Source organism: Streptosporangium sp. NPDC050148 (assembly GCF_055586505.1).
Genome location: NZ_JBVJIA010000008.1, coordinates 89,408 through 112,151, shown reverse-complemented (window position 1 = coordinate 112,151; position 22,744 = coordinate 89,408). Strand labels below are relative to the sequence as shown.

Annotated in this window: 17 protein-coding genes; 5 read left to right on the top strand and 12 right to left on the bottom strand. The window is 72.9% G+C overall.

Features of this window, described 5'->3' with window-relative positions:
* Positions 1–77 precede the first annotated feature (77 nt).
* The 4 genes from ACZ6RT_RS11270 to ACZ6RT_RS11255 form a co-directional block, all read right to left on the bottom strand.
* The gene (locus tag ACZ6RT_RS11270) at positions 78–2,243 is read right to left on the bottom strand and encodes a peptidase domain-containing ABC transporter (protein WP_470153167.1); all 2,166 of its coding nucleotides are present in this window, start codon (positions 2,241–2,243) and stop codon (positions 78–80) included.
* Complete coding sequence (locus ACZ6RT_RS11265; RefSeq protein ID WP_470153165.1) at positions 2,240–3,379, bottom strand: TIGR04500 family putative peptide maturation system protein; 1,140 nt, start codon at positions 3,377–3,379, stop codon at positions 2,240–2,242. Before ACZ6RT_RS11265 ends, ACZ6RT_RS11270 begins: the two co-directional genes overlap by 4 nt.
* The gene (locus ACZ6RT_RS11260; RefSeq protein ID WP_399189631.1) at positions 3,369–4,376 is read right to left on the bottom strand and encodes an MvdC/MvdD family ATP grasp protein; all 1,008 of its coding nucleotides are present in this window, start codon (positions 4,374–4,376) and stop codon (positions 3,369–3,371) included. The genes ACZ6RT_RS11265 and ACZ6RT_RS11260 overlap by 11 nt, the downstream gene beginning before the upstream one ends.
* 168 nt (positions 4,377–4,544) lie before the next feature.
* The gene (locus ACZ6RT_RS11255) at positions 4,545–4,715 is read right to left on the bottom strand and encodes a hypothetical protein (RefSeq protein WP_399189629.1); all 171 of its coding nucleotides are present in this window, start codon (positions 4,713–4,715) and stop codon (positions 4,545–4,547) included.
* A 233-nt stretch (positions 4,716–4,948) separates the two neighbouring features.
* Here ACZ6RT_RS11255 and ACZ6RT_RS11250 point away from each other — a divergent pair, with 233 nt between their 5' ends.
* Positions 4,949–6,196: a hypothetical protein gene (locus ACZ6RT_RS11250; RefSeq protein WP_470153164.1), complete on the top strand. Its 1,248-nt coding sequence runs from the start codon at positions 4,949–4,951 to the stop codon at positions 6,194–6,196.
* Positions 6,197–6,466: 270 nt separating this feature from the next.
* On the opposite strand, the gene ACZ6RT_RS11245 is transcribed toward ACZ6RT_RS11250, so the two are convergent.
* Positions 6,467–9,127 (bottom strand): ATP-binding protein, encoded by a 2,661-nt coding sequence (locus ACZ6RT_RS11245; protein WP_470153163.1) that lies wholly within the window; start codon positions 9,125–9,127, stop codon positions 6,467–6,469.
* 158 nt (positions 9,128–9,285) lie between these two features.
* Between ACZ6RT_RS11245 and ACZ6RT_RS11240 the strand changes: the two genes are divergently transcribed.
* The 4 genes from ACZ6RT_RS11240 (at position 9,286) to ACZ6RT_RS11225 (ending at position 12,805) form a co-directional block, all read left to right on the top strand.
* Positions 9,286–10,374, top strand: coding sequence for an alkene reductase (locus tag ACZ6RT_RS11240; protein WP_399189623.1), 1,089 nt, complete (start codon positions 9,286–9,288; stop codon positions 10,372–10,374).
* A complete protein-coding gene (locus ACZ6RT_RS11235) occupies positions 10,371–11,588 on the top strand; it encodes an MFS transporter (protein WP_470153161.1) in 1,218 nt (405 codons plus the stop codon). Before ACZ6RT_RS11240 ends, ACZ6RT_RS11235 begins: the two co-directional genes overlap by 4 nt.
* A 231-nt stretch (positions 11,589–11,819) precedes the next feature.
* Positions 11,820–12,401: a hypothetical protein gene (locus ACZ6RT_RS11230; protein WP_470153160.1), complete on the top strand. Its 582-nt coding sequence runs from the start codon at positions 11,820–11,822 to the stop codon at positions 12,399–12,401.
* 203 nt (positions 12,402–12,604) lie between these two features.
* Complete coding sequence (locus tag ACZ6RT_RS11225; RefSeq protein ID WP_470153158.1) at positions 12,605–12,805, top strand: hypothetical protein; 201 nt, start codon at positions 12,605–12,607, stop codon at positions 12,803–12,805.
* Positions 12,806–12,909: 104 nt separating this feature from the next.
* Here the strand turns inward: ACZ6RT_RS11225 and ACZ6RT_RS11220 are convergent, their stop codons facing one another.
* The 7 genes from ACZ6RT_RS11220 to ACZ6RT_RS11190 all read right to left on the bottom strand — a co-directional run bounded on the left by ACZ6RT_RS11220 (position 12,910) and on the right by ACZ6RT_RS11190 (position 22,592).
* Entirely contained in the window at positions 12,910–15,258 is a 2,349-nt protein-coding gene (locus ACZ6RT_RS11220) for a rhamnogalacturonan lyase (protein WP_470153156.1), read from the bottom strand.
* Positions 15,259–15,687: 429 nt separating this feature from the next.
* Positions 15,688–16,122 (bottom strand): hypothetical protein, encoded by a 435-nt coding sequence (locus ACZ6RT_RS11215; protein ID WP_399189611.1) that lies wholly within the window; start codon positions 16,120–16,122, stop codon positions 15,688–15,690.
* A 187-nt stretch (positions 16,123–16,309) separates the two neighbouring features.
* A complete protein-coding gene (locus tag ACZ6RT_RS11210; protein ID WP_470153155.1) occupies positions 16,310–17,821 on the bottom strand; it encodes a sensor histidine kinase in 1,512 nt (503 codons plus the stop codon).
* Positions 17,822–17,832: 11 nt separating this feature from the next.
* The gene (locus ACZ6RT_RS11205; protein WP_399189606.1) at positions 17,833–18,546 is read right to left on the bottom strand and encodes a response regulator transcription factor; all 714 of its coding nucleotides are present in this window, start codon (positions 18,544–18,546) and stop codon (positions 17,833–17,835) included.
* A 180-nt stretch (positions 18,547–18,726) separates the two neighbouring features.
* Positions 18,727–19,611 (bottom strand): ABC transporter permease, encoded by an 885-nt coding sequence (locus tag ACZ6RT_RS11200; protein ID WP_470153152.1) that lies wholly within the window; start codon positions 19,609–19,611, stop codon positions 18,727–18,729.
* The gene (locus ACZ6RT_RS11195; protein ID WP_470153151.1) at positions 19,608–20,525 is read right to left on the bottom strand and encodes an ABC transporter ATP-binding protein; all 918 of its coding nucleotides are present in this window, start codon (positions 20,523–20,525) and stop codon (positions 19,608–19,610) included. The genes ACZ6RT_RS11200 and ACZ6RT_RS11195 overlap by 4 nt, the downstream gene beginning before the upstream one ends.
* Before the next feature lie 174 nt (positions 20,526–20,699).
* On the bottom strand, positions 20,700–22,592 hold the full coding sequence (locus ACZ6RT_RS11190) for a ricin-type beta-trefoil lectin domain protein (RefSeq protein ID WP_470153149.1): 1,893 nt from the start codon (positions 22,590–22,592) through the stop codon (positions 20,700–20,702).
* Positions 22,593–22,744 lie beyond the last annotated feature (152 nt).

Genomic DNA, 22,744 nt, shown 5'->3' with positions numbered 1-22,744 from the left:
CCGAATATCGACCTGTCGCTTTTATACCTCAGAGGTCTATAAAGGCAAAACGATTTCGCCCGGTGGGGAGCCGCCGCCTACGGCGGTAGCGGCGAGTCGGCGGGGACCGGTTCCGTGCCGGGATCGGCCGTCCGGTGCTGGTGGCGGACCAGGTCGGCGTAGTGGCCGTCGCGGGCCATCAGCCACCGGTGGGTGCCGGTCTCGACCACCCGGCCGCGGTCGAGCACGACGATCAGGTCGGCGTCCTGGACGGTCGACAGCCGGTGGGCGATGATCACCTGCGTCTGCCCGAGACCGAGCAGGTTGCGGCGGATGCGCTCCTCGGTGACCGCGTCCAGGCTGGCGGTCGGCTCGTCCAGCAGCAGGATCCGCGGGCGGCGGAAGAGCGCGCGGGCCAGGGCGAGCCGCTGGCGCTGCCCGCCGGACAGGCGCGAGCCCCCCTCGCCGATGTCGGTGCCGTAGCCCTGCGGGAGCCGCACGATCTCGTCGTGGATCTCGGCCATGCGGGCGGCGTGCTCGGTCTCCTGCCCGCCCGGCCCGGAGAAGCCGGTGATGTTGTCCCCGACGGTGCCGGCGAACAGGTGCGGCTGCTGGGTGACCACCCCCACCTGACGGCGGAGCCACTGCCGGTCGAGCTCCTCCAGCGGCGTCCCGTCGAAGCGGACCTGCCCGGCGGCCGGCTCCACCAGCCCGACCAGCACGCGTCCCAGCGTGGTCTTGCCCGACCCGGACGCGCCGACGATCGCGACCCTGGCGCCGGCCGGGATGCGCAGACAGACGTCCCGCAGCACCGGCGTGCGGGCGTCGTAGCCGGTGCTGAGCCCGGTGACGGTGATGTCGCCGCGCAGCCCGCCCTCCGGCCGGAGACCGCCCGCCGGTTCGGGCGCCGTGCCCATCAGGTCGGCGATCCGCCCGATGTGCGCGGCGGCGAGCTGGAGCTGGTACACGATGCCGAGCAGCGACGCGAGCGGCGTGGTCGCCGAGACGGCCAGGGACACCAGGGCGAGCCGGTCGCCCAGCGTCGCGCCACCGCCGGCGGTGGCGAACACGGCGACGAGCAGTCCCAGGTGGAGCGCCAGCTGCACGGCGTTGCTCGCCGCCTGCACCCCGGCCACGTGCCGGTCACGGGCCGCCCCGGCGGCCAGCTCCTCGTCGTGGTGCTCGCGCCAGCGGGCGACGACGGCCGCCTCGCCGCCGGAGGCCTTGACCGCCTCGATGCCGGTGAGACCGTCGATCAGGATCGACTGGGTGGTGGCGCCGGTGTGCAGCGCGGCCAGGGCCAGGTGCATCCCGCGCCGGGCCGTGGCCAGTACCACGGTGGCCTGGGCGGCGGCGGCCGTGAGCGTCAGCAGCGCCAGCCCGGGCGAGGCCACGAGCAGCAGGGTCACGTACGACACGGCGGTGAACAGGTCGAACAGGAAGGTCAGCGACCGTTCGGTGAGCAGGTCGCGCAGCATCGCCACCCCGCTGAGCCTGCTCAGCAGGTCACCGCTGGACCGGCGCTGGAAGAAGCGGTACGGCAGGGCCAGCGTGTGACCGACGAGCCCGCGCATCACCTCGCCCGCCACCGAGGTCTGCAACCTGATCAGCACCCGGGCGCGGGTCCACGACAGCAGCGCGTGCGCGAGGACGACGCACAGGGCCGCCGCCGCGAGCGTCGTCACGCCCGCCTCCACCGGCCGGTCCACCACGAGCTTGGTGAACAGCGGCACGGCCAGCCCGAGGAGCTGTGCGCCGAGCGAGGCCAGCAGCACGGCCACGATCAGCCCGCGGTTCGCCAGCGCGGGTCTCACCAGCGGGCGGAACACCCGCCACGGCCGGGACCGGACGGCGGGGACGAGCCCGTCGGGGGCGTCGGCGAGCAGCACCGTGCCGGAGTACCCGGCCTCGAACTGCCGCGGGGACAACCGCCGCCGCCCGCGCGCCGGGTCGAGGACGAGGACACCGCGCGGGGTGGCGTGCTCGACCACGACGAAGTGGTTGTCCTCCCACAGCGCGATGAACGGCGCGGGAAGCCCCGCGACGGTGTCCATCGGGGCGCGGCAGGCGCGCAGCCGCAGCCCGAAGCGGGCACCGGCCTGGATCATGTCACGCAGGCTCGCCCCGTCGACGCCCTCGGCGAGGTGCTCGCGCACCTCCGCCATGCCGGTACGGCGCCCCAGCCCGCCGAGCACCATGGACAGGCAGGCGGCACCGCAGTCGCTGCGGGCGAGCTGCATCCGCAGCGGCACTCGTCTCCTCACAGCCAGAACCACCTGATGTCGGCCGTGCGCCGCCGCTCGTCCAGCCAGGCCTGGAAGGCCGCGTCGCGCGCTGCGTCGAGCACCTCCGGAGCCTCGGGGTCGGCCGGGACGACCTCGTACACGACCCCGGCCAGGTGGCCGCCGTCGTAGGGGACCGGCCCGATCGCCGTGCCCGCGGGCACGGCGCGCAGGGGCTCGGGCAGCGCGGGGGTGAGCGCCGCGGTGACCCGCAGCTCCAGCCCCCGCGCGTCGGCGTCCCGGGGGGCCGGGAGTCCGGTCCGGTACGCGTCCGCGGTCCCGCTCCCGGTCCCGGTCCCGGACGCGGGCAGCAGTGCCGTGGTCACCCGGTCAGTGAACCCGGTCACCGGGCCGTCGGCGAGGGCGCGCAGCGCGTCCGGCCGGGGCCCGGTCACCCACGCGGCACGCCGCAGCGCGAAGTCCCCGGCGTGTTCGGCGAGACGGCGCCGGGCGGGTTCGCCGGCGAAGCGCTCGCGGACCCGGGCGACGAGCGCCTGCGTCCTGACGTGGTCCCAGAACACCTCCTCGGACATACCGGTGTCGGCGAGCCACTCCAGCGTCTGCGCGCGGCCGGTGAGCCCGCGCCGCCTGCGGAACTCGTCGGCGGCCCGCTGCGTCTCGGCGGTGGTCGCCGGTGGCTCGTCCCGCAGCTCGTCGAGGACGATGCGGTGGTCCACCAGCCGCTCGTGCAGCCGCCGGTCGCGGGCGCCGAGCGCGCGGATGGTGGACAGCGCCGCGGTGATCGAGAGCCCGGTGCCGTCGACGCTGAGGACGTGGGCCGCGGCCCAGTGGGTGGAGTGGTCGACGAGCCAGGGAACGCCGTCGTCCACCTCGGCCGACAGCGCGACGGTGCCGCCCTCGGGGTGGTCGAGGAGCAGGTCGTGGCCGATCCTGGTCGCTCCCGGCGGCTCGTCGACCACGAGCTGGGCGCGCAGCCACGGCCGCCGGGCGCCCCAGTCCCGTACGGACCGGTGGGCGTCGTCCGCCGCGTCCCGGGCGGTCGGCAGGGAGCGCAGGAGGGCGACCGCGTCGGCGAGGTCGGCCGCGAAGGCGCTGCGGGCGAGGGTGGCGGGCACGGCGCCGGTCCGGAGAAAGGGCGTGCTCTGGTCAGCGGGCATCGGTGGGATCCTCGGGACGGGGACGGGCGGTGGCGTCGGCGAGCCAGTCGGCGATCGCGTCACCGATGGGCAGGCCGGTCAGCATCTCGACGAAGGCCCACTGCCCGCCGATGTTGAGTTCCAGGAAGACGTACCGGCCGTCGGGCGTGACGACGAGGTCCAGGGCGCCGAAGCTCAGGCCGAGCCCCGCGACCAGGCGGACGCAGCGCTCCGCGACGTCCGGCGGGAGGTCGTAGGCGGAGTAGCCCACGTTGGGGTCGTCGTAGTGCCGCCAGTCGACGGCGGTCAGCCGGGAGGCCTGGGAGTCGATGCGGGCGGCGAACACGCGCTCGCCGACCACGGTCACCCGCAGCTCGTACGCCTTCGGCAGGTTGGGCTGCAGCATCGCCGGGCCGTACCGGAGCCGGTGCCGGCCCGACAGCCGCCGCCGGGGCACCACCGTGGTGTAGAGGTGACGCGGCTCACCGTCCAGCGTGAACGGGCGGGCGTCGAGCGTCTTGGTGATGAGGCGGCCACCGGCGCGGTTCCACGCCGGGACGAGCTCGTCCGGGTCGTTCGTCACGACCGTGTCGACCACGTCGAACCCCAGTTCCACGGCCCGGTACAGGTGCAGCAGCTTGTTGTCGATCGCCGCGCCCCGGTGCGGGCGCACCGGCATCCAGCGCGCCCCCACCATGAGGTCGTACGCGCCGGTGAGCGCCACCTTGGCCACGTGCTCGGCGAACGCCCGCTGCGAGGGTTCCGGCACCTCGGGCGCGGACGGTGTGCCGGGGCGGCGGTCCCAGACCGCGGTCACCGCCGACAGGTCGTACGTCTCGCCCCGGTAGGTCAGCGTCTGCCGCCAGCGCCCGCCGACGAGGCTCGTGGTGAGGGTGGAGGCCCCGGGGTAGTCGGCCTCGTCCCACCACAGCAGGGGCACGCCGCGCTCCCGGAGGCCGGGCAGCACGGCGTGAACCGAGTCGTCGCGGGCGCTGCTGATGATCAACAACACGGTCACGTGCTCCTTCGCCGTCGTGGGGTGGGGCCGGTGCCCGCGGACACCGGCCCCGTCGTTCACCGGGCGGCCGGACGGAGGGTCCGGCCGTACCTGATCGGCCGGTCGTCCCCGGCCGGCCGTCACCGCCGGGACCCGGTCATGGCCGTCGAGGCCAGGTCACCGAGGGGATCAGGTCATCTTGCAGTCGGTGGTCCCGTCGTCGTTCAGGGCGGTGCAGAGGTAGCCCGAACCGGGCTTCATGCCCGCGCTGATGCCCGAGCCCGCGACGACGTCCAGGTCGTCGCCGGTGAGCGGGGAGACCCCGGCGGGAAGGTCGTCGATCTTCAGCATGTCGTTCATGACACGTCCCATCTGGTCGTACGGAGCCGTGCTCTACGGCCCTGTGAAGACAATGACGATCACGACTTGAGCTCTTCTGGAAACGCACTGGAGCCGACTTGAGGCGGTCGGCCGGTCCCGGACGGCCGGACGGCACCGGCACGGCGACCTCGCCACGCCGCCCGCGGGAAGCCTGTGAGTCCTCTCAGTGCGTCTCAGCGTCGGCACAGCGGCCCCGGTCTACCGTCCGGTACATGACGAACGTGCCGCGAGCCGCCGAACCGTTCCGGGAGCCGACCACGGCGGAGGACGGTGGCCGGATCACGGCCCGGGACGCGCGGGCGGCGGGCGTGCCGGTTCCCGTCGGGGGACGGCGGCCGTCGGCGCACCGGGCGGGGTACGCGGCCCTCGGCTGGGCGCTGGTGTACGGGGGGTTCGGGCTGATCTCGACGTCGGCCGGGTCGGCGCTCTTCCACCGTGCCGCCGAACCGCTGCCGGTCGCCCTGAACTGGGTCGTCGTGGCCGTGGCCGCCGTGACGGTGATCACGGTCCCGGCCGCGGTACGGCCGGATCCGCGCATCCCCCGGGCGGTGGTGCTCGCCACGCTGGCCGGGCTCTGCGTGGTGAGCGGTGTGGCCGCGTTCGGCCTGCTCATGGATGTGATCACGCTCGTCTTCGCCCAGGCCGTCGGCAGCTGGACGGCGACCGCCAACCGGGCACTCGCCGCGATCGGCGTGGTGCTGCTCGTCGCCACGGCCCGCGCCTACCGCTCGGCCGCGTACGGGACCTGCCCGCGGTGCGGCTCCGTGCACACGTCCCCGGCCGTTCCCGCGGCCGACCCTCCGACCGCGTCCACGGCCGACCCTTCGGTCGCGTCTCCGGCCGTCCGCCCGGCCGCGCTCTCGGTCGTGCGGGGCGGGCCGGAGCCCGTACCGGCTTCGCGGCGCGTCCGCCTGACGGCCTACCTGGGCGCGGCGGCGTTCCTGCCGTACGCGGCGATGAAGACGACATGGGCGCTGGGCGGCACCTTCGCCGGTGTCGGCGGGGCGGAGATGACGGCGACGATGGAGCGCAACGGCGCCTCGGGGCTCATGCTGACCCTGGAGCGCTGGGGCGTCGACGTCACGGCGCTGCTGGCCGCGCTGGGCGTGTTCCTCATCCTCGGGCTGGTCAGGCCGTGGGGACAGGTGTTCCCCAGGTGGACGCTCGCCCTGCGCGGCAGGCGGGTGCCCCGCTGGCTGCCGCTGGCCCCCGCGCTGGTCGGTGTCGCCACGCTCGCCCCCTACGGGGTGGCCGGGCTCGTCTACGCCGCGCTCGGCACGACAGGTGTGGTGGCCGTCCCCCGGGGGGATTTCCCCACCTCGGGGGACGCCCTGCTGGTGATCTGGTTCGGGCTCGGCGCCTTCGCCGTGTACGGCGTCGCCCTGGCCGTGGCCGCCCGTTCCTACCTGCGCCGCACCCGGCCGGTATGCGCGCTCGCCGGGGCGGGGGCCGTGGCGTGAGCCACGCGGTCCGGCCACGGGTCACGTGCCCGCGCTACCCCGGCGCAGGCGGCTGGATGACCGCAAGGCCCTGTGCCGCATCCTGTTCGTGCTCTACACCGCGATCCCGTGGGAGTTCCTGATGTTGGGAGTCGTAAGGGATATCGGTCAGCTCTCGCCTCGGGTAGCCCCCTCGCTCGGACGACTACAAGAAATGTGACAGCAAGCCCGGCTCGCCGAGCTGCTCCTGTTCGGAGGCCAAGAGCGCGGCTGCGCGAATGCCGGCGTGGCTCAGGTGAGGTCGAGACGGGCCAGCTCCCGGCGTGACCGGATGCCGAGTTTGCGGTAGGCCCGATAAAGGTGGTGCTCTATCGTGCGCGGGCTGAGGAACAGGTGCGCGGCGATCTCCCGGCTTGTGCTCCCGTCCCTGGCCAGACGTACGACCTGGAGTTCCTGGGGCGTGAGCCTCTCCAGCGGGTCGGCGGCCGTCGGCCGGGCGGCCAGGACGGACTCTCCTGTCGCCCTCAGCTCCGCCTCCGTCCGCACCCGCCACGGCGCGGCCCGCAACCGCTCGAAGGTCTTCAGTGCCGCCCGCAGCGGGGTGCGGGCGTCGCTGCTGCGCCGGGCCCGGCGCAGCCACTCGCCGTACACCAGCTCGGTGCGCGCCTGTTCGAAAGGCCGGTCCGCGCGCCGGTGCGCCGCCAGGGCGCGCAGATAGTCGTCCTCGTCGTCACTCAGCAGCCCGCGGCAGCGGGCACTGACCGCCTCGGCCCATGGCTGGTTCCCGGCGCGTGCCCAGGCTTCCAGGCGGCGCAGGGGCTCCTGGGCCCGTTCGGGCTCGCCCAGCCGCACGGCCGCCTCGACCTGCTCGGCTCCGGCTGTGACCAGCACCGTCAGGTGGCGCAGCGGTCCTCGCGCCGCGGCCTCGAGCCGCTCCAGCACCCGGTCGTAGCGTCCGAGTCCCAGGTCGAGCAGGCAGAGTGCGGTGAGGCCGGTCATGCCACCGGCGTCCGGCCGGTCGCTGGCGAGTCGGACGCAACGTTGCTCGTCGCCCTCGATCGCCGCCACTCTGGCCAGTACCGAGTGCAGCCGCGGCATGCGCTGGTGCATCCCGGTGTCACGAGCCAGCTGAACGGCCTCCGCGACGGACGCCTCGGCGTCACGGTGCCTGCCGGCCTGCACCTGCACTCCGGCCAGATCCTGCAGCACCTGCGGCAGCGCCCCCACCAGGCCCTGACTGCGCAACCGCGTCACCTCGGCGCCCGCGAGGGCGGTGGCCGCGTCGTCGTCGGTCATGACCATCGCGCAGAACGCGGCCCACGGCATGGTGGCGCCCTCCGGCGGCGTGCGCGGCGCTTGGCCGGTGACGTCAAGCGGCGTGTGCGCGACGAACCGTGCCAGCAGCGGCAGGCCGCGCGCGTAGTCGTCGTCGATCAGGCTCGCCAGTCCCTGGACCATCGGATCCTGTGTGTTCATGTCGGCCAGCCGCGCGGCCGCGCCCCGGATCACCTCCGCCTCGCCGCAGAGCCAGGCGTACCCGGCCGCCGTGCGCAGCATGGGCACGGCGCGCACCGGATCCGCAGCCGCACACCGTTCCAACAGGAGACGGGCGGCCGACCGGCCCTGTCCCCGCTCGAACTCCACCGCCGCTCGTATCTCGGTCAGCGTGGCGAGGGACGTGGGATCGTCCAGCAGGCCCTCGGCCTGGCCGACGAGGCCGGCGGCGTGGTCGGCATGGCCGGACGAGAGCGCCAGCGCCGCCGCCTGGCCCAGCCGGGCGGCCCGGTCGCGGGGGCGCGGGGTGAAGGTCGCGGCCTGTTCCCACAGCCCGGCGGCGGCGGCGAAGGCGGCCCGGCCGCGAGCTCGTTCGGCGGCGCGCGTCAAGGCCACCGCCAGGCCCTCGTCAGGTGAGGTCGCCGCCGCCGCGAGGTGCCGGACCCGGCAGTCGTCGTCGGTGGCCGCGTCCGCCAGCGCCCGGTGCACGGTGATCCGTCGCGCCAGCGGCGCGCCCTGGTAGGCGGCGGTGCGGATCAGGGGATGGCGGAAGGCGATGGCCGCGGCACTCACCTCGACCAGCCCGGCCTTCTCGGCCTCCTCCAGGTCTTCCGGCCGCACTCCGAGCGCGTCCGCGGCGCTCAGCAGCATCGGCAGGTCGCCACGGCCCTCGGCGGCGGCCATCAGCATCATCAGGCGGGTCCTGTCGGGCAGCAGGGCGATGCGCGAGCGGAAGGACGCGAGCACCCGGTCGGCGATCGGGACCGGACCGGCCGCCGAATGATAGCGCCTCCGTTCGGAGGAGAACTCGATCAGCGCCAGCGGGTTTCCCTCCGACTCGGCGATCACCTGCTCCCGCGCCGCGGGGGTCAGACCCCGGTGGGCCAGGACGCGTTCCGCGTCCTCCTTCGACAGCCTCGACGGGCGGACCTCGGGCAGACCAGGGGCGGCGAAACCCTCCTGTCGCGCGGCGAACAGCAGCGCCACGCTCTCGTCCGTCAGGCGCCGGGCGGCGAACAGCAGTGCGTCGGCGGTGGCATGATCGAGCCAGTGCGCGTCGTCGACCAGGCAGAGCAGCGGTCCGTCGTCGGCCAGAGAGGCCAGCAGGGTCATCACGGCCAGCCCGGACAGGAACCTGTCCTGCCCGGGCGAGCCGCCCGAGCCGAGCACCGCCCGCAGCGCGTCCGCCTGTGTCCCCGGCAGGGCATCGAGATGTTCCCGGACCGGCCAGAGCAGTTGGACGAGCCCGGCGAAGGCGAGATCCGCCTCCGTCTCGATGCCGGTGGCCCTCAGTATCCGCACGCCGCTGCCGGTGCAGTACTCGGCGGCCCAGTCCAGCAACGCCGATTTGCCGATGCCGGGCTCACCGCGCAGGACGAGACCGCCGCTGTGGCCCGTACGCGCGGCCTCCACGAGGTCCTTGATCGCGGCCTGCTCGCTCGTCCTTCCGTGCAGCACCGACCACGCCTCTCGTCCGCGGATACGAGTACGTACGGCGTGCCGTCCGGGGTACGTGCTCGATCCCAGTAGTCCAGTACCGAAACCTTACCGATTCGGCCTCCGACCTCCTTTTCCTACTCTCGGGACGACATCGATCCCGTGATAAGGAAAGAGACGTGAACGAGCTGCTCACAACGGTTGCCATCGGCGAACTCGATCTTCCCAACCGCCTGGTCATGGCGCCCATGACGCGCAACCGGGCGCGCGACGGGCTCGTCGGCGAACTGACCGCCGAGTACTACGCCCAGCGCGCCGCCGCCGGCCTGATCATCACCGAGGGCACCCAGCCATGCGTGATCGGCCAGGGCTACATCGACACCCCGGGCCTGCACTCGCCGGAGCAGGCAGCGGCCTGGCGGCTGGTCACCGACGCGGTACACCGGCGAGGCGGCCGCATCGCGGTACAGATCATGCACTCCGGCCGCATCGGTCATCCCTGCCTGTATCCCGCGGGCGAGCTTCCTCTCGCTCCGTCGGCGATCCGCTCCGGAGAGCGCCTTCACACCCCGCAAGGACTGCTGGAGCACCCCACCCCGCGAGAGATGACCCTGGCCGACATCGATCAGGCGGTCGAGGATTTCGCGAACGCGGCCCGGCTGGCGATGGACGCCGGCTTCGACGCGGTCGAGCTGCACGGCGCCAGCGGCTACCTGATCCACCAGTTCCTGTCGGACAACACCAACCGGCGCACCGACGCCTACGGTGGTTCGCCGGCCGGACGCCTCAGGTTCGCCGTGGAGGTCGTGCGGGCCGTCACCGACGTGATCGGGCCAGGCCGCACCGGCATCCGCGTCTCCCCCGGCATCACCTACAACGGCATGAACGAGACCGACACGGAAATCCTCTACCCGGAGCTGGCCCGCGCGCTCGCACCGTACGGCCTGGCGTACATGCACGTCTCGGAGAACGGCACACGCGGCGTGACCAAGCTCATCCGGGCGGAGTGGGAAGGCCCGCTCATCCTCAACCCGCACCCGGGCGGCGGTGACGAGCCGGCGAGACCCGCGGACGGGATCGAGGCACTGCGCTCCGGGCTGGCCGACGCGATCTCCTTCGGCCGGCTGTGGCTCGCCAACCCCGACCTGCCCACCCGGATCGCGGCGGGCGGCCCGTACACCGAGGCCGACCCCGGAACCTTCTACGGCGGCGACCACCGCGGCTACACCGACTACCCGGTGCTGTCCCCGACCGGGGAGGGCAGATGAGCGGCTCCTGGACCACCTCCGCCGGAGCGCCGGGTCAGCTCGAAACTCCAGGCCGCGGGATCCCGGCGGCCTGGCCGGCCCTGCTGGCAGGCCCGCTCTCCTTCGGGATCGCCGGACCCAGCCTCATCCTGCCCGACGCCGCCCGCGACCTCGGGCTGACTCTGGAGGCCGTGACCTGGATCGTCACCGCCTTCGGCTGGGCCGTCGCGATCGGCACCCCCTTGATGGCGGGCCTGCAAAGCCACCGGGGCACACGCCGGGCCCTGCTCACCTGTGCCGCGCTGGTCGCCCTGGGCGCGGTGCTCGTGATGGCCGTGCCCTCGCTGCCGTCGCTCGTCCTGGGCAGCGTCGCTCAAGGGCTCGGCACTGCGGGGTTCACCACGATCGCCATGAGCCTCGCCCGCTCGGCGCGCTTCATGGGACTCGTCACGGCCTCGCTGGCGACGGTCGGATCCACCGCACCGCTGATCGCCGACCTGGCCGGAGAGCTGTTGTCCTGGCAGGCGGCCTTGGCCCTGCCCGCGCTGAGCCTGCTCGCGGTTCCCGGCGTGCTGCGCCACAGACCGGGCGGCTCGGCGCCGGACGCGCCCTTCGACCCGGTGGGCGCGGTGCTGCTGACGGCGTTGGTCACCGCGCTGGTGTTCGTGCCCCACTCATGGCCGGTCGCGGGAGCCGCCGCCGTGACCACCGGTGGGCTGCTGGCGCTCCACCTGCGCTCCAGGCGTGACGGATTCGTGCCCGCGTCGATCGTCCGCGCTCCGGTGTTCCTCCTGATGTCCGGATCGGCGTTCCTGCTGGCCGCGACCAACTTCGGCATGATCTACCTGCTGCCCGCCCTGCTCACCGAACAGGCGGACTGGACCGGCGGCCAGGTGGGGGCCGCCATCCTGTGGCCGCTGATGTTCGGCGGGCTGGCCTCCTACGGGATGATCGCCGCCACCGCGAAAGCGCCGGTGAAGGCCGTCGCCCTGCTCTTCCCCGGGATGGCGGCGGCAGGCGTGGGGCTGGCATGCCTCAGCGTCTCGCCGGCCGTCCTCCTCATCGCTCAGGCGCTCACCTCCCTCGCCGCCGCCTCCGGACAAGGGGCGTTCGCGACGCGCGCCGCCGCCGCGGTGCCCGACGGCTCCAGATCGACGGCGATGGGCCAGTTCAACCTCTGCTACCTGCTCGGCGCCGCGTTCGGCCCGGCCATCGCCGCCGCGCTCGCCGGCTGACCTCGAGGTACCGGCCCTCGGAGTGTGGCGGAACGAGAACGTACGCCAAGCCGGTTCGCCCAGCTCACCGGTAGTGCGTGATCGTCGTTGACACGGAGGCTTCGGCATCCTCAACCCCGACAGGCCGTCGGGTCTCGACCGGTGAGCACGACACGACCGCTGTCGGGTGATCCTCCCGAGTCGAGCCGACGGCCATTCCCTCCATCCGAATCCGATACGAAAGGGAACACCATGACGACGACGACACCTGCGACCGACAACGTCACCACCGCGGCGAGCCGGGTCACCGTGCTCGGCCCAGGTTCCATGGGATCGGCGATGCTTCGGCCGCCGTTGGATCGCCGACGGCCACGGCGAACAGGGATTCTCGAGCCTGTTCGAGCTGCCGGCGAAGGAAGGCCGGACCGCGTCATGAGCTACCAGGACGAAACAATCCTCCTCTTCCGCAACACCATGCGAATCACCGACGGCCACCTGGAGGATTTCCGCGACGCCATCGCCCGAGCCGTGGAGTTCGCCCAGCAGCATGGCCCGCAGCTGATGGTGCAGACCTTCGTGGACGAGAAGCGGATGCTCGCGCACAGCTTCCAGCTTTATCGGGACTCCGAAGCGGTCCGCCTGCACTGGAAACTCGCGGACCCGTTCATACAGGACGTCATGAAGTACTGCCGGGTGGAGCACTTCGAGGTGTTCGGCGAGCCGGACGCCGAGGTGGCGGCGGGCCTGCGCTCGTCGCTCGGCGAGCAGACCCCGCTCACGTTCTCCCCCCGCATCGCCGGCTTCCTACGCTTCGGCGTGTCACCTCAGGCGTAGCCGACGCGCCCGCACACCGCCCCGGACGCGAAGCGAAGCTCCCCGTCGGCGTTCGTCTGCGACTGCCTCGCCGATGTCGGGCTGCGCCAGGAGATCCACGAGGGTCTTCGGGTCGTGGAGAACCGGAATCCCGCGAAAAGGACCTCTTCTGCGGCAAGGACGGCGACCTGGCCGGACAGGACAGGGAGCCCCAGGAGGTCAGCATGCTCGCACCGCATCTGCTCCAGTCCGCGCTGGTGCACGTCGACACGCTGCTGATGCGGAAGGTCCCGGCCGATCCGAAGCGGGCGGACGAGCTCACCGGCGCGGACCGCCGAGACGATCCACGAAGGCTGCTCACCCTTCCTCACGCGCAGATCGACGACCGTCCGGACGGACCGATACGGCCAAGGTCATTTTGTTAGGAGTTGTCAGCCCCGCCCCGGCCCGCCCGGCTCGCCCGGCCCGCCCGGCCCGCCCGGCCCGGCCCGGCCCGGTTCGAAGGTCGGGCCGGGTCCGGTCCGGCCGTCTACCCGTGCCCAGGGGTGCGCCGGGAGGGCAGCGGGACCCGGGACCAGTCGGTGTCGGAGGCCAGGTGGAACCCCGGGTACGCGGGCTGGTTGTAGGTCGTCTGCTGGCGGGCCACCTCCACCCGGTACTGCGGGTCGTGCATCAGGGTGTACAGCTTGTGCCGGGTCACCTCGGTGCTGAGGTGGAACCGGATCGCACCGCTGTCGGCGGTGCGCACCAGCAGCTCCTCCCGCCAGTCGCCCAGGACGTCGGCGACCAGGGCGGGATTGCCCTTCGTGCCGTTGTTGGTCAGCGTGCCCTCGGCGGTGAGCAGCCTGCCGCGCTTCCAGTCGTCGATCGTCGGGGTCTGCAGGACGGTGGTCGCGGTGCCGTTGACGATCTGGGTGGTCAGGTCGGCCGCCCAGCGGATGCTCATGTTCGTGCCCGGGGTGTTCCTGCCCAGGTACTCGCCGCGGGCCGACCACAGGCCCGCCTCGACCGCCTGGTTCGGCGGCATCGAGGACCACGCCTCCATGCCGCGTACGCCGGGCTCGATGTCGCCGACCATGCCGCGCCCGGTGTCCACGCCGCTGTAGCCGCCGAAGAGCACCTCGCCGGTGGCGGCGTCCCGCATCGCCCAGCCGTACGGCGCCGACGCCCCGCCCTCGTGCACCGTCCAGATCTCCAGGCCCGGACGGTCGGGGTCGAGGTCGCCGACGTGCATGGCGTCCCCGTGCCCCAGCCGGACCCGCTGGCCCGGGACGTTGCTCTGCGGCGGCGCCTCGGCGAACGAGGAGTACAGCAGGTCGCCGTCGTGGTCGATCGTCGCGGCGCCGTAGACGATCTCCTGCTTGCCGTCGCCGTCCACGTCGGCCGCGCTCATCGAGTGGAAGCCCTGGGTGGTGATGGTGCCGAACTCCGGGTCGGTGCCGTCCTTGCCGTGCGGCGCGGCGTTGAACGGGTTGGCCATCGGCACGTGGCCGCTGTCGACGGACCAGGTCTTGCTGAGCCTCCTGCCGTTCCAGGCGTACGCCACCAGCGCGGTGCGCGTGTAGTAGCCGCGGGCGAAGACGGCGTGCGGGCGCCTGCCGTCGAGGTAGGCGACGGCGGACAGGAACCGGTCGACGCGGTTGGCCGGTTCGATGCGGCCCATCGCGTAGTCGCCCCACATCAGCCCGTCGTCGCCGCGGCCCGGCTCGTAGCGGACCGTCTGCAGTTCCCTGCCGGTGGCGCCGTCGAAGACCGTCAGGTACTCCGGCCCGCTGATGACGAAGCCCGCGAACTCGCGCAACCGGTTGTTGGCGCTGCGGCCGGGCGCGTACACGTCCACGAAGTGGTCGGCGAGCTTCGTGGCGTCCTGCCGGGAGAGCGGGTAGGTGTACGCCGGTTCGAGGCCGAGGGCCTGCTCCAGCGTGGCCGGCCAGCGCCCGGCGACCACCTCGGGGTGCTCGTGCCACCCCATGAACATCTCGACCAGGTGGTCGAAGTAGCCGGCCGCGCTGAGGCGGTAGTCGTCCGCGTGCGAGTACCCGGCCCTGACGTCCTTGGCGGGCATGGTGACGTGGCGCTCGGAGACCACCTCGCCGCGGGCGCCATAACGGATGATCTTCGTGCCGGGGGCGGTCTTGACCATCATCTCCGAGCGGCCGTCGCCGTCGAAGTCGTACACCGGGAACTGGGTGTAGTGGGCGCCGGAGCGGATGTTGACGCCCAGGTCGAGCCGCCAGAGCAGGGTGCCGTCGAGCCGGTAGGTGTCGAGGTAGGTGTTGCCGGTGTACCCGCGCTGGGAGACGTCCTTGGAGTTCGACGGGTCCCACTTGACGACGAACTCGTAGCGCCCGTCGCCGTCGACGTCGCCGACGCTCATGTCGTTGGCCGCGTAGGTGTACGCCTCGCCGGCCGGGGTGACCCCGTCCGCGGGCTTTCGCAGCGGCAGGTCGTGGAACGCCCCCGACCACGGCGAGACCGGGGCGCTGCGCCGGCCCTCCCTGCCGCGGACGATCGGGGCCACCCGGTACTCGGAGCCGGCCGTGCCCGCGCTGTCCAGGTGGTTGGTGCTGTCGGTGACCTTCGCGATCGGCCTGCCGTCCCGGTAGACCCGGAAGTCGGTGCCGGTCAGGCCGGTGGGACCGTGCCCGGACGCCTCCTCGCCGAGCAGCCGCCAGCTGAGGAACACGCCCTCGCCCGTCGCCGCGGCGACCAGCCCCCGGTCGAGGCGTTCGAGCTGGACGCCCCTGCCGTGCCGGTCGTGACCGGTCGCGAGACCGGTCCCGGCGGCGGCCTCGGGGCCGATCGTGATCGGGATCGTGCAGAGCAGTGCGGCCGAGGCGGCGACGAGGGCGCGGCGGATGCCGCCGGGGGGACTCATGTCAGGGGCTCCCTGGGTCAGGACCGTTCGGGGACGTGATCCTTCCGCGGTACCACGCGTGATCGGTGAGGAGGGTGATGCGGTGCCCCGATGCGTGAGGGTCGGCGCGCCAGGGGGTTCACTCGCGTCTCCATACGGATTAAATCGATATAATAAGGCGGAGGCTATTGGCGCCTTACATCCTTGTCAAGAAGGCTTCTCACCCCTCTATCCATAAATAAATGGACTTTCGGTATTAATCGGGATATATCGGGTAAGCGCTTTCCCGATCCGTGCTCCCGGCCCGGACGACCACCGGTGGGAGCGAGGGGATTCCCGGTCCCGGGCGCGCAGAGGGCCGGAGCCCCCGGGCACCGGGAGGCACGCCCTCCCGATCTTCGATCCCGGGGACCCCGGCCCGTGTCACACGCTCAGGCCCCTGTCACACGCTCACCCGCGGGCGGCGTGGGTGGTGAGGCAGCGCTTGAGCGCGTTCCTGGCGTTCTGCCGGTGAGGCGCGATCTTCTGCAGCGTCGCCTCACGCACCTGGATGTACCTGGTCCGGGCGGTGTTGTAGGCGTCCACCGCCTTCTTGGTGGTGGGGTCGACCGACGGCGTCTTGATCCCGAGCTCGTGCAGGGCCATCCTCTGGGAGAGCTGCTCGACGTTCGCCGTGCCACCCGCCTTCACCAGGGCGGCGTGGGCGGCCTTGACCTCCGGACGGGCGTCGACGTTGACGAGGGCGTCCTCGGTGTTCAGCAACGCGAGATGCTCCTGCGCGCAGGGGGCCGGGGCGATGGACGCGGACGCGGTGGCCGCGCCGGCGGTGGTCAGGGTGGCGAGAAGGCCGAGGGCGGCCAGTGTCGTGATGGTGCGGGTGTGCATGAGGTTGCTCCCGTGACTGTTGAGGGTTGACTGGCATGGGACCTCGTGCGCCGTAATCACCCTGGGTAATCGCCCTCGTGTTCCAAGGTCACGTCAAGGATCCCGCCCGGGGAGGGAGACGAGCCGTTCGCGGGGGCCGGTCACCCTGTCCGGGTCACCGCGTCCGGGATCTCAGGGTGACGGACGGTCACCGCGCGGTGTGGGCGGGGAGGACCACCCGGAAGACGGCGCCCCGGCCCGGGGCGGTGCTCAGCTCCACCCGGCCGCCGTGCGCGGCCACCAGGGAGCGGACGATGGCCAGCCCCAGGCCCGACCCGCCCCCGGTGTCGCGGCTGCGCGAACCGTCCACCCGGTGGAAGCGGTCGAACACGCGGGCCGCCTGCGCGGGGGTCATCCCGGGGCCGCCGTCCTCGATCACGAGCACGGCCTCCTTCCCGTCCGTGCCGACGCCGATCCGTACCGGGGTGTCCGCAGGGGTGTGGGTGACGGCGTTGGCGACGAGGTTGGTCACCACCTGCCGCAACCTGGCCTCGTCCCCGAGGACCGGTGCCGCCTCCGGGGGACCGTCCCGCGGGCCGGTCAGGGCGACCGGGCGGCCGGGGTCCAGCGCGAGCAGGTCGTGGTGGGCGTCGGCGGCGAGCGTGCGCAGGTCCATGGGGGCGAGCTCCATCGGCAGGGCGCTCTCGCCCTCGTCCAGCCGGGCCAGCAGGAGCAGGTCCTCGACCAGCCGGACCAGGCGTCCGGCCTCGCTCTCGATGCGGGTCATGGCCCGGTCGACGTCCGGCAGGCCGCCCATCCGGTGCAGCTGGGAGAAGCCCTTGATCCCGAACAGTGGTGTGCGCAGCTCGTGGCCCGCGTCCGCGACGAAGCGCCGCATCCGCGCCTCCGACTCCTCCCTGTCGGCGAAGGCCCTCTCCAGCTGGGTGAGCATGCCGTTGAGCGCGGTCGCCAGGCGGCCCACCTCGGTGCCGGGCGCGGCCAGGTCGGGAACCCTGCGCGACAGGTCGGTCTCGGCGAGGGCGACGGTCTCCTCGATCCTGCGCAGCGGCCGCAGTCCCGCGCGTACGGCGAACCAGCCGACGACGGCCAGCAGGGTCAGCAGGACGACCGAGGTGACCAGGCAGACCAGGATCAACCGGCCGAGCGTGGACCGCACCCCCTCCAGCGGCACGGCCACCACGACGCCGTCGCCGCCCCGCGCGGCCGGTGTCCCGTCCGCTCCCGGCCACGACGCGGCCCGTGGCACCGCGAGGACGCGCCAGCTCCCGTCACCGGCCTTTCCCGGTACGTCGAAGGGCCTGCCCCCGGACCGGGTGACGGCCGCGGCGTCGAGCCGGGGGAGCAGCGGTCCCCGGTCAGGCTCCCCGGCCGGCAGCATCCGGTGCTCCCGGAGCGTCCCGTCGGGGGAGAGCAGGGCGACGTACGCGCGGTCGAACAGGTCCAGCCCGATCGGGGAGCGGGCCTGCGGCGTGCCGGCACCGGGCCACGGGAGCAGCTCCGGTGACAGCCGCGAGAGCACCGTGGCGAGCGGCACCAGCCGCTCGTCGACCCGGTCGATCAGGTGGGAACGCAGGGTGGCGATCGCGACCACGCTGCTCACCGCCAGCCCGGCCGCCAGCAGGGACGTCGTGATGAGCAGGAGACGCGCGCGGAGCGACAGGCCCCTCGGGCGCGCCGCTCCTTCCGGGGGGCCGGGCACGGCCGCGTCCTTCACGGCCGGGGCTCGCGCAGCACGTAGCCGACGCCGTGCACGGTGTGGATGAGCTTGGGCTCGACGGTGTCGGCCTTGCGCCGCAGGTAGCTCACGTAGGTGTCGACGATGCTGGAGTCACCGGCGAAGTCGTAGCGCCAGACGTGCTCCAGGATCCGCGCCTTGGAGACCACCTTCCCGGCGTTCAGCACCAGGTAGTGCAGGAGCCGGAACTCGGTGGGGGACAGCCGCACCGCTCGGCCGGCCCGGGTCACCCGGTGGCCGTCGGGATCGACCTCCAGGTCGCCCACCCGCAGGGTCCGGTCGTCGGGGAGCATCCCGCTCCGGCGGAGCACGGCCTGGATCCGGGCGAGCAGTTCCTGGAGGTCGAACGGCTTGGTCACGTAGTCGTCGCCACCCAGCCGGAGCCCGTTGACCTTGTCCTGCGCGGCGTCGCGGGCGGTGAGGAACAGCACGGGGACCTGGCCGGGACGGCCGCCGCCCGGTGGCCTGGGGAGCTCCCTGAGGCGGCGGATGACCTCGAAGCCGTCCATGTCCGGCAGCATCACGTCGAGCAGTACCAGGTCGGGCGGTTCGCGCCAGGCGGCGTCCAGGGCCTCGGCCCCGGTGGCGGCGGAGCCGACCGTGTAGCCGGCGAAGCGCAGGGTGGCCGAGAGCAGCTCCCGCACCACGGGCTCGTCGTCGACCACCAGGAGCCGGTGTCCGTCGTCCATGCGTTCCCCTTCACGGGCCCCGGTGGTCCCCGGGCGTGCCCTCCCCCGAGGATAGGGACGGGTGCGCCGTGCCCGCCGGGCCCGGGAGGTCGCACACCGGGACACCGTGAACTGGGACACCGTGAACCGGGACACCGTGAACCCGGAGGCCGGACGCCGGGGACGCGCGCCGGGCGGGCATCAGACGTCCCGCGACCGGAACAGGGCGGACGCGGCCACCAGCAGGACCAGCACGGTCCCGGCGAGCACCGCGAAACCCGCGGCCGGGGAGAGCGCGTCGGGGATCGGGGGGTCGAGCGCGAGGACGCGCCCTCCCGCGCTGGTCGGCCAGTACGTCAGGACCCACCTGGCCACCCCCTCGGGGAACAGCGGGGCCATGGCCGGCAGCAGCAGCAGGAACGACCCGAGGCTGACCGCGCCCGCGCTCCTGCGGAGCAGGAACCCCATGGCGACGCCGTACAGGCCGATCGCGGTCATGTACAGCCCGCCGCCGACGATCATCCACGGTACGCCCGGATCGGTCAGGGCGAGGGCCGGAGCGCCCTGGCTCGCCAGCGCGGCCTGGCTGACCAGGACGGAGACGAGGACGAGGAGCGGCCCGCAGCCGAGCATGACCAGGGCCGTCAGGACCGCCTTGCCGATGACGAGGCGTTCGCGCCGCGGTACGACGACGGCGCTGGTCCGCATCGTGCCCGAGGCGTACTCGGAGGTCACGACCAGCGCGCCCATCGCGCCGACCAGCAGCTGGACGAGCATCAGGCCGCGGAACGCGGAGGCCGCGGGGTCGAAGGAGGTCCGCTCCGCGGCCGGGGCCGCCGCGTAGGCCCGGCCGTTGGCGGTGCCGAACAGGAAGGCGTACAGGCCGGCGACCAGGAACGCGACGGCCAGCACGTACACGATGGAGCGGATGCTGCGGAACTTGGTCCACTCCGAACGCAGGACGTCACCGAGGAACGCGCCGGCGGACCCCGGAGATCCCGGAGTCCCCGAGAACCCCGCGGACCCCGAGGACCGGAAAGACGCCGAGGACGCCGAGGATGCCGAGGGCGGTGAGGACAGGCTCATCGTCCGGCCCCTTCCAGGACGCCGAACTCCACGCTGTCTCGGGTGAGGTCCAGGTACGCCTCCTCCAGGGAGACGCGGTGCGGCGTCAGCTCGTGCAGCACCACCCGGTGCGACATCGCGATCCTGCCGATGTCCGCGCCCTCCAGCCCCTCCACCACCAGGGCGTCCCGGGTGCCGGGCCGTACGGACGCGCCGGCGTCGCGCAGCCGGTGGGCGAGCTCGTCGGCGTCGGGGGTGCGCACCAGCACGGTCCGGTGCCCGGTCGAGCGGGTGAACGCCTCCAGCCCGGTGTCGGCGATCAGCCGGCCGCGGCCGATGACGACCAGGTGGTCGGCGGTCAGCGCCATCTCGCTCATCAGGTGGCTGGAGACCAGCACCGCGCGGCCCTCGGCGGCCAGGTCCCGCATCAGGGTGCGGATCCACCGGATGCCCTCGGGGTCGAGGCCGTTGACCGGCTCGTCGAACATCAGCACCGCGGGGTCGCCGAGCAGGGCCGCGGCGATGCCGAGCCGCTGGCTCATGCCCAGGGAGAGGGTCCCCGTCCGCCGACCGGCGATCTTCTGGAGGCCGACGAACTCCAGGACCTCCCCGACCCGGCTCCGCGCGATGCCGTTGCTGCGCGCCAGGCAGAGCAGGTGGTCGAGGACGCTGCGGCCCGGGTGGGCCGCGCGGGCGTCCAGCAGGGCCCCCACCTCCCGCATGGGGAAGGGGAGGTCGGCGTAGCGGCGCCCGCGGATCGTCGCGGTGCCGCGGGTGGGCGCGTCGAGCCCCAGGATCATCCGCATCGTGGTCGTCTTACCCGACCCGTTGGGGCCGAGGAAGCCGGTGACCACACCCGGGCGGACGTCGAAGCTCAGGTCGCTCACCGCCGCGACCCGGCCGTAGTGCTTGGTCAACCGTCGTAACTCGATCATGCCCGGGAGTCTGGGGGAGGCCGCTGACCGATCCCGGAGAGGATCTGGGAGTTTCCTGTGAGCCCTGACGGCCCGCCGCGACGTCGGCGTGACGGGCGGGCCGGGCCGGGGGCCGGACTCACAGGATGTTCCCACTCCCGCGGCGGGCACCGGTGCCCGCCGCGGGAGTGCGGGTCAGGACATCGTCCACTTCTGGTTCGCGGCGCCGGTGCAGTCCCACAGCTGCAGGCGGGTGCCGTCGGCCGGGGTGTTGCCGGTGACGTCCACGCACCTGTTCGCGACGGGGTTGACCAGGTCCCTGGTCGTCGCGTTGTAGGCCCACTGCTGGTTGGCGCCCCCGGAGCACGACCACAGCTGCAGGCGGCTGCCGTTGGCGGTGCCGCGGTCGGCGACGTCCAGGCACTTGCCGAGCGCGCGGACGGTGCCGTCGCCGGGGCGGGTCCACTGCTGGGCGGCCGTGCCGTTGCAGGTGTGGAGCTGGACGGCCGTGCCGTCGGCGCTGCCGGCGCCCGCGACGTCCATGCACTTGCCGCCCAGGCCGGTGACGGTCCCGCCGGGGTTCCCGGGGTTTCCGGGGTTGCCGCTCTGCGTCCCGGACCAGGTGAAGGTCGCGGTGGTACGGCCCGGCAGGGAGTACACGAAGGACTGGCCGCCCCAGTTCACCCGGACGGACTGCGCCGAGGTGCCGCGGTTGTGCGCGATCAGCGCCTTGGAGCCGTCGGTGTTGCGCCAGGCGACGTTCTGGATCGTGCCGTTGGCGGTGGAGTCGATCCGCTGCGCCCCGGGCCTGACGAACTTCGTGAGGTGGCCGGTCGTGTAGTACTCGACGGTGTAGTCGACCTGGCCGGCCCGGGAGCCGCCCTCCTGCACGGTGATCAGGCCGGTGCAGGTGCCGCAGCCGCCGTTGTGCGGGCCCATGTTCTGGTTGAGCGCCAGGCTCCACTTGACCAGGCTGCCGCTCCAGTTGCGGGCGTAGGTGACGATGTCGTAGAGGTCCTCGTCGTGCTGGTTGCCGATCCAGGTGCCGCCCGAGTGCTCGGTGCTGAACTGCGGGACCGACGGGTACTGGTCGTGCACCTGCGTGCCGATCGCGGGGTCGCCGCCGTAGCCGTGCCAGGCGATGCCGCCGAACAGTGGGTCGTTGCGCACGCCCGCGTCGTTCAGCACCCCGGCGCCCATCCCGGCGTAGTCACCGTAGTTCCAGTCGTGCACCAGGACCTTGGTGGTGATGCCCGCGGCCCGGAAGGCCGGGTAGACGTGGTTCTTGGTGAACTCGGCCAGCCCGGAGGAGTTCCAGCTCATGCCGGGGTAGTCCATCTCGGGCGGGTTGTGCGCCTTGCAGCAGTTGGGCTCGTTCTGCACGGAGATGTAGTTCACCGGGATCCCGGCGTTCTGATAGCTCTGGATGTACTTGACCAGGTACTGGGCGTACGTGGGGTAGTGCTCCCACTTGAGCCAGCCCATCTGGTCCATCCGGCCGTTGTCCTTCATCCAGCCGGGCGCGCTCCACGGCACGCCCTTGACGCGCAGGGCCGGGTTGAGCGTCCTGGCCTGCTGGGTGAGCAGGCGGACGTTGGTGTCGTACCCGTTGGCGCCGAAGTCGCCGAGGTCGCAGCAGGTGTCGTCGAGGGAGACGTGGCCGGGCCGGGAGAGGTCGGAGGCGCCGATCGGGTTGCGCACGAACGACAGGCCGATGCCGTCGACGGGGTGGAAGAGCCTGCGCATCACGGTGTCGCGGGTGGCCGCGCTGACGGCGCCGCCGCGCAGCAGGTGGGCGGTGGTGTCGGTGATCGAGGCTCCGCCGCCCTCGAACCGCTGGTAGGTGGTGTTCTCGTTGACCGTGATGGTGTGGGCGGCGCTTCCGCCCGCGGGGCCGAACGCGATCGGGGACTGCTGCTGCAGGCCGCGCGTGACGTTCCGGCCGCCCGCGTCGGAGGTGGTGGTGAGCCAGATGTTCACCGGTTCGCCGGCGGCGAGGGCCGGTGCGGCGGTCAGGGGTCCGCTCGCCCACAGGGCGGCGGCGCAGGCCAGGGCCAGGGTGAGAACCCGGCGGGGGGATCGGAGCACGGCGGGGGTCCTTTCGGGGGGTGGCGATCGGGCCCGCGACATCCGGTCGGCCCGCGCCGGAGCGCGCGCGTTCCCGGGAACCGTCGCTGAAACTAATGTAACAAACAAGAAACTTGCCTGTTACAGCTCAGAACAACACACGCCGAAATCAC